The organism is Propionivibrio sp. (genome assembly GCF_017995515.1).
Classification (GTDB): domain Bacteria; phylum Pseudomonadota; class Gammaproteobacteria; order Burkholderiales; family Rhodocyclaceae; genus Propionivibrio.
In genome coordinates, this window is sequence record NZ_JAGOIT010000098.1 from 1 (window position 1) to 11,292 (window position 11,292).

The following is an 11,292-nucleotide window of genomic DNA, read 5'->3' on the forward strand; positions in this document are numbered from 1 at the left end:
CGAGCTTCAGGCCGGCGAAGTAGGTGCGCAGGCTGTCGCGGCAATGGCGCAACTCGTTCACTTCGTTGGTCAACGCCGCGTGACGCTTGCTATCGGCCACCAGCGGCGTCAGCAGTTCCACCTGCTGCTGCGCCTTCAACACGGCCTGGTGGGCGCGGCTGAGGTCATCGAAGTGGCCGATCAGCGCCTGGATGCGCGGGGCGACCTCAAAGGGTTCCAGCATGTGGCTGCGCACGAAATCGGTGAGATTACCGACCGATTTCATCGATACCGTCTGGTGAAACAGCTCCAGCGCCTGGTCGTTCTCGATGCCGAAGCGGCGCCGGAACCAGGCGGCGTAGGGTGGGAACGTGTCGTTCAACTCGGCGCCCAGCCCGCGCAGTCTCTTGCGTAGCGCGGTGACGTCGCTGCCGAAATCGGCGAAGTTGCCTGCGATCGACAGATCGCGTTCGGCGCCAATGAAGAAACGCGCCGGCTGGCCTTGCGCATCCTTCATCCAGAAAACCTGCGCCAGGCTGATGGTCTGGTCGTAACCGGCGTTGTGGAATACGCCGAGAATCACCGAGTAGCTGTTCGGCTCGCGCAGGGACACCGGCTTGGCCGCGCCGGTGACTTCGTTGCGCTCGGATTTGTAATGCCCGAGCACGTAAGAGCGCAGGGTTCGCTCCTTGCTGTCGGCCCCGGCCGCCTTGTTGTAGGCCACACGGTTGGCCGGCACCAGCAGGGTGGTGATGGCATCGACCAGCGTGGACTTGCCGGAGCCGATGTCGCCGGTGAGCAGGCCGTTCCGGCCATCGAGCTGCAGCGTCCACACCCGGCTATCGAAGGTGCCCCAGTTGAACACTTCGAGCCGGCTCAGGCGAAAACCGGACAAGGTGTCGTCCGCCGTGAAATCCAGTCCCAACGATTGCACTTCACGCATCGCGCGCCCCCTTGCCCTTGCCGGTACTGGTGGCAGACAAGGCCGACTGATACACCGCCAACCGGGCATCGAATTCGGCCAGCCATTGCGCATCGACAAAGGCCTTCAGAATCCGCCGTACTTCATAGCTTGCCGGCCCCGTCGCGCTGCCGGCCGTCTTGAGCTTGTGCAGGAAACCCAGCTCGATCACCTTGTTGATGGTCGTTTCCATCTGGTCGATCAGCCTGGCTTCGTTGGGGCCGTCCGGCAGGAAAACGCGCACCAGCTCGACGATCTCGTCACGCGCAAGCACCAGCCGCGTGTCGCCGCCGCTGGCGTCGAACTCGGCCAGTTTCTTGCGCAGCAAGGCCAGCAGCAGGCTCACCGGAAAAGACAGCTGGCGGCGCGCAATCAGACGCGGCAAGCGCGGCGAGGAATCATCCTCGGCCGGTTCCGGGCGGCTCTTGAGAAAGGCATGGCCTTCGGCTTCATCGAGCAGCAGATCGAGGTTGAGCACGGCCACGTAGTCGCGAACCCGCGCCTGCAGGTTGAGCAATGTGGCCCACTGGCTCTCGTCCTGTTCGCGATATTGCACGCCCTTGAGCAGGCCGATCAGCAATGTCGAGAGATCGGGCGCGCTGGTGATGTCTTGTTCCATTTCTTGTCTTTTCCGGAGGATTTCTTGTGGTTCAGCGCACGAAGATCACGCGCGGCAAGTGCGCCGTGCGGGTCACCGGTTCGCCGTTGGCGGTATGCGCCTGCCACTGGATCGGTTCGGGTGAGTTTTCATCCACTACGGCATTGAAGGCATCGCTGCCCAGTTGCAGGTAGGCGACCAACTCGGCCAGACCGTGCTGCAGCGGTTGGGCGCCGATCAGGTCGGACAGGCTGATCTGCGCCTTGTCCTGCAAGGCGTGGCGGATATGGCGGGTCAGCCGGGCCTTATCCACCACCACCTGATCGAACAGCGCACCGGCGTCGATATCCTGTTCGCCCGCCTGCAGGGCCAAGCTGACGATGACCGGCTTCAGCGCCGGGGTAAACAGCGGGCGCTCCATCGCCAGCTCGATGTCGGCACACGCGTCGGCGATCTCCATCACCAGGCCGGCAGGCGGCGCTTCGCGCAGCGCCAGCGCCTTGCTCTCGATGCCGTGCAGGATATCCATGATGCGGCGGTTTTCCAGCCAGGCCTGATCATCGAGAAAACGGCGAAGTTGCTGCGACAAGGCGGCGACCGTGCGCTGGGTGTGTTCGCCGGCTTCCATCCAGTCGTAATGCATGCGGCGGGTGCGCGCATCGGGCTGCATTGAGGCGACGGCCGGCAAGGCCAGTACGTGCTCCAGCAGTTCGGTCAGTTCTTCCTGGCGGCGGCTGGAGAGCAGGAAATCCCAGAACGCGCGGAAGCTCTTGCCCTGGTCCGAATCGGCAATCGCGTCGCGCTCGCCCATGATCTGTTCCAGCAACGCGCCCTTGCTGCCTTCCCACAGGGCGATGCGCTCGCGCACGCGCCGGTCGAGCTGGCGAAAGTTGTGTTCCACCTCACGAAAGTCCGCCAGCAACTCGCGCGCGCCCTGCATGAACTGCTGGAAACGATCTTTCAGCGCCGTGTCGTCAAGCAGCGTAACGTCGCCGCCTTCGATCCGTGCGATCTCGGCATCGATCTCGCCGCGCTTCTTGCGCAACTCGGCGATGCGCTTGGCGGGGTCGGCCTCGCTGCCTTCCTGCATCTGCTTGAGCAGATCGAACAGGGTGAGCAGGCGCGATTCGGTGCCGACGAACTGACGCTCCGAGAGCTGCGCCAGCCAGGCAATCGCTTTTTCGGTAGCGGGGGTCAGGTCGAATTGCGCTTCGTCGGTGCCCGGCTTGTAGAACTTGCGCAGCCAGCTCTTGTCCGCCGCCGCCCAATCGTTCAGATAGTCGATCGCCGCTTTGGGAAATGCGTTCTCGCCGATTTGCAGGCGCAGCGCGTACAACTCGTCTTCCAGCGCCTCGGCCAGATCGACCGCAGCGATCACCCGTACGTTGGGCGTAACGAACACCCGCTGCAGGAAACTCGTCACCAGCGGCGCGTGATCCGAACGCAGCAGCCGCCACGCGGGGTTGTGGGTGCGCAGGGTGTCGAGGGTCGAGAAATCGAGAGGCATGCTTTCAGACAATCTGAATAGTCAAGGTGAAAGAATCCAGGGAAACCGGCGTGTCACTCGTTTGTTGATGCGTTGCTGATTTGCTCGTGTCCATCTCAGTGATAAACCCTCGTGTCACCCTGTAGCCCCGTCGTGTAGAGATGCGCAAATACCGCTCCAGCCTTGAGGTTGATCTCATCGGAAGCAAAAGCGCCTGCGGGCAGATGGGCAAAGAGATGTTTGATGATTTCCGCCTTGACCTGCGCCTGTGCCGTCGCCTTCTCGCGCCAGTGGTCGATCTGCAGCTTGCCGCCGGCCAGCTTGTCGAGCAGTTCGCGGGCGACCTTCTTGATGGCCTCGCGGTCGCCCTTGGTCAGCGCGTTGTTCTGCAGCAGATCGAACACCGCGAGCTGATCCTCGTTGTCCAGCCCTTCGCGCAGATAGCGTTTCTCTTCCTCGCTACAGTCGTCGTTGAAGGTGAAGAGGTCATCCATCACCTTCTGGATTTCCGCCGCGTCCTTGTCCTTGTTGTATTCCTGAACGATCGCCTGATAACGCTCGTAGAGGTCGACGCGCGTCGGGTTGCGCGCCACCATCGCCGCCAGCCGCTGCTCGATCTTCTCCATCAGGTTCATCGCCACGACGTTCTTGAACGGCGTCTTCTCGAACTCGGCGCGCAGGCGGGAGAAATCGATGTTCGAGAGGTCATAGCGCGCCGTCGGCTCCTCCACCTTCGGTGCATCCGTACCCACCGCGAAATCGACCACGTCGTACAAGTCCTGCAGCAAGCCGCTCACATCGGGCGACACGCGCGCGTCCTGCAGTTTGTTGTAGATCGCGGAGAGCGCACTCTCCTCAGCGTCAAACTCGAACAGTCCCGGATGCGGGAAGAGGTTCCGATGCCACGCCTGCAAATCCTCGACGATGACCTGAAACGTCTTGCGCCGCTCGTCGCTTTCGCACAGCACGTTCACGGCGCCGAGAATCCGTTGTTGCTTCCCGAAGCCCGTGGCGGTGATCAGCGCATCGAGATCGATGCCGAGATCGCCGACAAACTCGCTCGCCGCCTCGATCCGCTCCGCATATTCGGCAATCGCCTCCGCGCTCTCCCGCGCCGAATCCTGCTCGCCTTCCCCCTTGCCGGTGCCGGTCCGGTCGCCCTGGGCAAACCTCGCGAGCGCGCGGCGCAGGCTCTTGATCATGCCGTTGTAGTCGATGATCAGGCCGTGCTTCTTGCCGCCGCCGACGCGATTCACGCGCGCGATCGCCTGCATCAGCGTGTGGCCCTGCATCGGCTTGTCCAGATACAGCGTCGCCAGGCACTTCACGTCGAAACCTGTGAGCCACATCGCGCAGACGATGGCGATGCGGAAGGGGTGGTCGGCCTTCTTGAACTCGTTTTGCAGATCGCGCTTCACCATCTTCTCGCGGTGCGGCGTGATGTCCAGCGGCTCGTCGCGGAAATTGCGCCACTTGGCGAATTCGGCCACCTCGCCCTGTTCCTGCGACACCACCACGCAGCACTCGGTCGCCTTCATCCATTCCACCTGCTCGCGGCGCTGCTTGAGCAAGCCGGTTGGTGTTTTGCCCTTGGCGGCGAACAGCGCCTCTTCAGCCGCAACGCCGGCTTCCAGTTGCGCGGCCTTCTCCTGCCACTTGGCGACGATCAGATCGTGCATCTTCACGCAGGTGATCTTGTCCAGGCAGACCATCAACGCCTTGCCGCCGCCACGCATTTCCTTTGTATCGACGACGCGCCAGCGCTGGTGAAAATGCTCGACGAAATCCTGCGCCACCTTCTCCAGTCGCGTCGGCGAAGTCAGGATCGGGTAATCGCGCGCCAGCTCGCGGTAGAGCTTTTCCTCCTTCTCGTCGGTCCACGGATCGTCGAGCGTCGCCGCCTGTTTCGCCGCCTCGATGTACGCGGCGATGCGTTCGCTGACCTTGGGGTCGATGATCTTCAGCTTCTCGCCCGCGTTTTCGTAGAACAGCGGCAAGGTCGCCCCGTCGGCCACCGCGCGCTGGAAATCGTAGATCGACACGTAATCGCCGAACACCTGCCGCGTCAGCTGCTTCTCCGCGTCGTCGATCAGCGGCGTGCCGGTAAAGCCGAGGAACTTCGCGCGCGGCAGGCCCTTGCGCATGTTCAGCGCCAGCCGCCCGTACTGGGTGCGGTGCGCCTCGTCGCTGATGACGATGATGTCCTCGCGCTCCGAATACGGCTCCGTCACCCGTTCGCGGTATTTCTGGATCAGCCCGAACACGTAGCGGCGGTTCTGGTCGCGCAGCATCCGGCGCAGCGCGTCGCCGTTCTTCGCCTGATCGGTCTTGCTGTTGGCGCGCCCGCAGTTGGTGTAGGTGGAGGCGATCTGATCGTCCAGCTCGGTGCGGTCGGTGATGATCACGAACGACCACGACGCCGAAATCCGGCGGTGGATCTTCTCGGTCAAAAACACCATCGAATACGACTTCCCCGAACCCTGCGTATGCCAGAACACGCCCAGCTGCCCGGCGGCCACTTCGGCGCGGATTGTCGCGTCGGCGGACTGCAGCTGTTCGATCACGCGATTCACGCCCAGATACTGGTGATTGCGCGCCACGATCTTGTGCGTGCTGCCCTCTGAAGCATCGAACAGGATGAAGTTCTCCACGATGTCGAGCAGACGCTGCCTGTGCAACATGCCGTGCAGCAGGATCTCCAGCAGCGGCTGATCCTTCGCCGGCTCCGCATCATCCTCGTCCAGCCGCTTCCAGCGGTAGAAATGCTCCTTGGTCGAGGTAATCGACCCGTACTGCGCGTCGTGGCCGTTGGAAATCACCACCAGCGCATTCCAGTGGAACAGGTGCGGGATCGTGTCCTTGTAGTCCGCGAAGTTCTTCTTGTACGCGCTGTCGACCGGCACCTCGAAGCGCTTCAGCTCGATGAACACCAGCGGCAGCCCATTGACGAAGCCGACCACGTCCGGCCGGCGCAGCCACAGCTTGCCGCGCACCCAAAGTTCGCGCACGGCGAGATAGCGGTTGTTGTCGGGCGTGTCGAAGTCGATCAGGCGCAGGCGTTTGTCGACCAAGCGGCCCGCCGCATCGCGAAACTTCACCGCCACCCCGTCGCGCAGCAGCGCGTACTTCTCCTCGTTCTGTGCAATCAGCGACTTGGTGATGTCGTCCTGCACCACCTGCGCCAGCGCCAGCCGGTACGCCTCGTCAGGCAAACCGGGGTTCAGCCGCCTGAGCGCCGCCAGCACCTCGCGCGTGAGCACCACCTCGGCGTCCGACGAGCGGCCCAGCAGACTGTCCGGTCCGAAGTCCTCCTCGTTGTACGCCAGCACGCTCTGCCAGCCGAGCTGCTTTTCCAGCAGTTCAGCCGTTGGCGCCTGGATCAACTGGTCTTCGGAATACTCGTTCTTGCTCACTCCGTCTCCCGGTTATAGACAGTTGTTAATTTCTGCCGTCAATAAAATAGTATTTGATATCAATTGGATGGAGAGTTCGGTGTCATTTATAGACGGCTTTATTGACTATCAGGTGTCCGATTCGGGCGCTGATCTGTCAATAAAACAGCGTCCGGTAAGGCATACCGTCTTCCCCTCAACTCACCGGCTTTCTGAATAACGCCGTCATCTCCCAATCGCTGGAGCAGGGTGCGCAGACGTCGGTGGGGGATTTCCTCACCGATACGGGCGTGAATCTCCCCAAAGGCAGACCACGGATAGCGCTGCAAATCCTCCAGCACCAGCGCCCGTAGCCGATGGTCCTCGATACGCTTGAGCGTGGTCACAACGGGAAAATCCAGCGAGCGTAGCAACTCCGGCTCCACGAAATAGCGGGTCGACTGGGTACGGCCGCGCTGGCCGACCAGGCCCCATTCACACAAGCGGCCCAGCCACGAGCGCAAGGCGTCTGCATGCGTCAGTTCCAGCCGGGTCGCCAATTCCCGCGCCGTCAGCGCCTCGTACCGAGCCAGTACACCCAATGCGATCCGTTCGCGCTGCGTCAGCGGATAGGTTTCGCCCGCCTTTGCGATGAAGGCAAGCACCTGCCGATCCGGTGCCGTGCGGGCCAGCGTCACGCGCACCCAGTCCGGACCTTCCGCCACCGTCGGCGCGGGCCGACCCTGCGACAGCAGCACGTCGTAGATCGCGTCGAAACCGCTGCCCTCGCGCTCCATCAGCTTCAGGTCGTGGCACAGCCGGGCCAGATGCTCGTTGCGGCGCACCGAGGCGTGCAGCACGTTGTCCGGCGTCACGCCCAGCGGCAGTGGACCGGGATTGACGATCTCCAGGCGGTCCGGATGCAGGTTCAGGTAGATGTCCCCGCGCTGTGTGTAGGGACGATGCACCAAGGCATTGATCAGCAATTCACGAATCACCCGCTCGTCGAACGCCGCCACCTGCGTGCGGAACAGGCCGTCGGCCACCTCGTAAAACTCGCGGAAGTCCGGCACGTCGCGCCACACCGCGTCGACCAACTCCATCGGCGACAGCGTGTGGTCGTCCCACGCCAGCTTGTTGACCTTGTTCTCCTGCGCATCGCGCTTGATGAACTGGATCACCGGCGCCGTACCCAGCCGCGCCCGGTCGATCTGCCGGCCGATACACAGCGCGCCGAGGTGAGTGAGCAACTCGCCCTGAGCCAGCAGGTAATGGTCGAGCAACTCTTCGTCGCTCTTCTCCTTGACCGACGACTTGACGCGGTCCGAGGCGCGGAGGCTGGCCAGCAACGCGGCCCGCTTGGCCGGGTCCGCCTGCGCGCGCGGCACGCCCAGCGTGGTCAGCGTTTCCCAAGGCAGCGCCGAGCGTTCGCCGGCCAGCCGCATCACCTCGTCGCCGAGCACCGGCTTGCTGGAATCGCCAATGCGCAAGTAGAAGCGGCCGTCCGATGTCGACGCCACGGCCGTTGCGCGCTCGACGGCAAGCTCGATGAACTCGCCGCCGTTATCGGCAACCTGTACCCGCGGCCGCACCGACACATTGACGGTCAGTTCGGCCAGACGGCGGCGCAAGGTGTCGGGGAGGTCGACGACGACGCGTTGTCCGGGCGGCGGAAGATCGTCGTTATCCTCAATGCCGATCAACAGTCGCCCGCCGAGCGCGTTGGCAAAGGCGACGCAGTCCTTGGCGAGTTCGGCCCAATCGGCTGTCTTGCCGTTTACGGCGCGCAGCGATTTGCGGTCAAGAAGCTGGCCTTCGAGACTCATAAAGTCACCTCATTTATCGTCGTCGCGTCCCGCCAGATCGGGGTTTCTTGCCACGCCTTCGCGAACCCCATGGGGCGCGGATCGATGCCATGCCGCGTCAGTAGCTCTTTCAACCGTTTTTTCCAGTGATGCTGCGGGCTGATGGTGTCGAGCATCCAGGCCAGCGTCGTCAGCGTGTTGTAGAGGCGACGGCCATCGGCATGGTTGAGGCTTGCCACCAGCGGCGCTGGCCGGTGATTGGGCAACCGGAAGGTGAAGGTGAATTCGCGATTCCACAATCGGGCGTGATGCGCGCAGACATTGCGGATGATGCTCAGATGGTGGAGAAAGGACGCCAGGACGGTTTCGTCCATGTCGTAGCGATGCGCCACCGCGTTACGGTCGCCGCCGTGGCGTAGGTTGCCGTACCACTTGGAAAGCTGCCCCAAAGTCATCACCTCCACCACCGCCCACAACGGCGGCAAGGGCTCGTCGTATTTCCGGTAGTGGTGCTGCAGGAAGGTCTCGTGGCTTTTGCGCGCCTCGTCTTCCAGTTTCTGACGTTGCGATGCGTAGTCCCAGTTCCGGGCCGGCTTCTTGAACAGATTAGCGTCCAGATGGGCATGCGGTCCATGGCGGTGCGCCAGTGCGTAGGCCAAGCCGGTGCGGACGGAGACTTCCACGCGCTCGATGGCATCGAGAAGCAGCAGGCGCAGTTCGCGGTCGAAGACGTACAAGTTCAGTACATCCTCAAAGCGTGTGCCCGGCTTGAAAGCGTGGGCGGCGTGCTCGGCCTCGAACGGCAGCCAGTAGGCCCCGAGGCGGTAGTAGTTGAGATGCGCGAGATAGTGCAGGGCTTCCGCGCGATTCGTGCAGATCAGGCCGCGCTGGATCAACTGGTCGAGCTGTTGCTCGTGGGAGAGCGGAGGCTTGCCGAACTTCACTTTTCCGCCCCCACAAAAAAGTAACCCCCCATGGTGCGCATCGTGGAGAGGCGTGGGGGGTGTTGTTGGGCTGGATTATATGCAAACGCCCCGCATCGTGCCAGCACTTTGCAAGAAAGCAGCGCCGCGATGCCTTGCCAATCCCTGCGTGATTCGCTACCGTGCGCGGCAAATGGGTTGCGACTACGCGGCCGGCGCTGGGCTCCTGGGACTACAGGGGCCCTTCTGCTTTTCGCGGTTGGCGCTTTCTGCAAAGACCCGGTCATGCCGCCACTTTCTCGGGCAGACGGATGCCGGAAACGTCGAGCTGGCCGGACATGAGTTTGGGGAGCAGCGAGTCACGTGCGGACGTCAGGTGTCGGTTCTGTCTTTGGAGGTTCGATACCATGTCCATCATTGGGTCAACGAGCGCGGCAAATTCGTTAGCCACTGCTTGGTCGGGCACCAACATCAAGTACGCATCTAGCGCACCGCGCCGAATGTGCTGCATCGTGGCCCCTACGGATTGCCCCAATAGTTGCGGGATAGCGGCTTCAACTGCAAAACGAATCAGTCGTTTGTGCGCGAGATTTTTGGGAACCACTTTGAACAGGTGCTGATTGAGAAGTGCCGGCCCTTCTCCCCATTCGTTTACAAGCAGTGTGGCTGACCAAGAAAAAAGAACATCGCCCGTGTCGATGTGATTTCGCGGCGGAACGGCTGTACCAACGTTGCGCGGAGTCTTTGAACTGATTCCATCGCGCAACTCGGGAATCTTGACGACAGGAAGCCCAGTGTCTTGCAGATGCTCGGGTTTGAAAGCAAACCCGTTGATGAAGTCGGCAACGCTTGTCAGCGGCAGTGATTGCCACCCCTCGGACACTCCATTCTTCACAGGCACCGATTCATGGCCGGGGAAGAGCAGGTGGACGAACCACTCGCGGTAGAGGCGGCGGGCGGCGTCTTCGAGCAGGGCAATGCGGCGCTGGTTCGTGGCGATTAGGTCGTCGTAGGAGTCAAGCACCGACGCAATAGCCTTTTGGCCACTGAGTCCAGGCATCTTCAAGCGGACTTTCTTGATCCGTTCTGGGGCGGTGTGCTTTACCTTTGCACCCGTCGCCGTTGAACGAATCTGCGCTCGCACATCCGCGCTGTTGAAAACCCAATATAAGAACCTTTTGTCCACCAGTCCCGGATCTGCGATCTGTACCAGCCCCAACCGCTGGTTGTGCAGATATTTCCCTTCTGCAGGAATGCGAGCAGCACTTCCGAGAAGCCCCTCGCCCTGCTCGGTCATGGCCACAATCAAGTCGTCTTCGGAGAGCAGGTAGTCTTGCGGAAAGTCCGCGTGATAGAAACGCTCTTTCCCGTCGCGGACGCGGAATCCACCCTTTTCGAGGAAGTTTCCTGGCGTGAGTACCAAGTATTCACCTGATGCTGAGAAGTACTCGCCCTTGAACGCAAAGCCGTGCTTAACGTGAATGCCATCGCCAAGCTGAACCTCTTGCCAACTCATCCCAACAACTCCTCCAAGTTGCCGGCAATCCGCGCCGCCAGTTCCGCCGCCTTGTCATTCAGCTCGGCCAGCTCATCATGGATTTCGCGCAGTTTCTCGGCGAAGTCTTCGTCGTCTTCGGCATCCACCGTGGCGACGCCGACGTAGCGGCCGGGGGTGAGCGACCAGTCGTTGGCGGCGACCTCGTCGAGCGTCACGGCCTTGCACAGGCCGGGGACGTTGGCGAACTCGGCGTTGGGGAAGCGGCTGTGCAACCAGTGGCCCTGGTGGATGAAGTAGGCGGCTTGCTTGAGGGCGTCGAGCACGGCGTCGCGCACGGTGGGGGCTTCGTTCTTCTTCGCGTCGGCGGCGAGCAGGGCGCGCCGGGCTTCGCGCGCGGCCTTGCCGTCCCAGGCTTTGGCGAGGCGGGCGCGCAGGGTCTTGTCGGCGGTGTCGAAGCACTTGAGCCACTGCTTGTGGCGGGCTTCGAGCGTTTTGCCGATGGCCTTGAGCTGCGGGGCGAGGGCGTCGAGTCGGGCTTGCAGTTCGACCTGGGCGCTGTGCTGCGTGAGGTCGGCGGCGGCGATGGCTTGGCGCGCTTCGGTGATGGCGGCGAGCGTGGTTTCGATTTCGGGAAGGGCGTTTGCCCTCACCCCCGGCCCCTCTCCCTGAGG

Annotated in this window: 7 protein-coding genes and 1 pseudogene; all 8 read right to left on the minus strand. The window is 62.5% G+C overall.

Features of this window, described 5'->3' with window-relative positions; genetic code table 11:
• On the minus strand, positions 1–922 hold a 922-nt coding region (locus tag KBA32_RS13935; RefSeq protein WP_294359961.1), incomplete at its 3' end, for an ATP-binding protein.
• Complete coding sequence (locus KBA32_RS13940; RefSeq protein WP_294359963.1) at positions 915–1,559, minus strand: DUF4194 domain-containing protein; 645 nt, start codon at positions 1,557–1,559, stop codon at positions 915–917. The genes KBA32_RS13935 and KBA32_RS13940, both read right to left, overlap by 8 nt.
• A 31-nt stretch (positions 1,560–1,590) precedes the next feature.
• Positions 1,591–3,045, minus strand: coding sequence for a DUF3375 domain-containing protein (locus KBA32_RS13945; protein ID WP_294359966.1), 1,455 nt, complete (start codon positions 3,043–3,045; stop codon positions 1,591–1,593).
• A gap of 95 nt (positions 3,046–3,140) precedes the next feature.
• Complete coding sequence (locus KBA32_RS13950) at positions 3,141–6,437, minus strand: type I restriction endonuclease subunit R (RefSeq protein WP_294359970.1); 3,297 nt, start codon at positions 6,435–6,437, stop codon at positions 3,141–3,143.
• A 98-nt stretch (positions 6,438–6,535) separates the two neighbouring features.
• Complete coding sequence (locus KBA32_RS13955; RefSeq protein ID WP_294359974.1) at positions 6,536–8,221, minus strand: ATP-binding protein; 1,686 nt, start codon at positions 8,219–8,221, stop codon at positions 6,536–6,538.
• Positions 8,218–9,144: an Abi family protein gene (locus KBA32_RS13960; RefSeq protein ID WP_294359977.1), complete on the minus strand. Its 927-nt coding sequence runs from the start codon at positions 9,142–9,144 to the stop codon at positions 8,218–8,220. The genes KBA32_RS13955 and KBA32_RS13960 overlap by 4 nt, the downstream gene beginning before the upstream one ends.
• A 262-nt stretch (positions 9,145–9,406) precedes the next feature.
• Complete coding sequence (locus KBA32_RS13965) at positions 9,407–10,639, minus strand: restriction endonuclease subunit S (protein WP_294359980.1); 1,233 nt, start codon at positions 10,637–10,639, stop codon at positions 9,407–9,409.
• A pseudogene (locus KBA32_RS13970) lies at positions 10,636–11,292 on the minus strand (hypothetical protein); the annotation flags it as partial. The gene KBA32_RS13965 and the pseudogene KBA32_RS13970, both read right to left, overlap by 4 nt.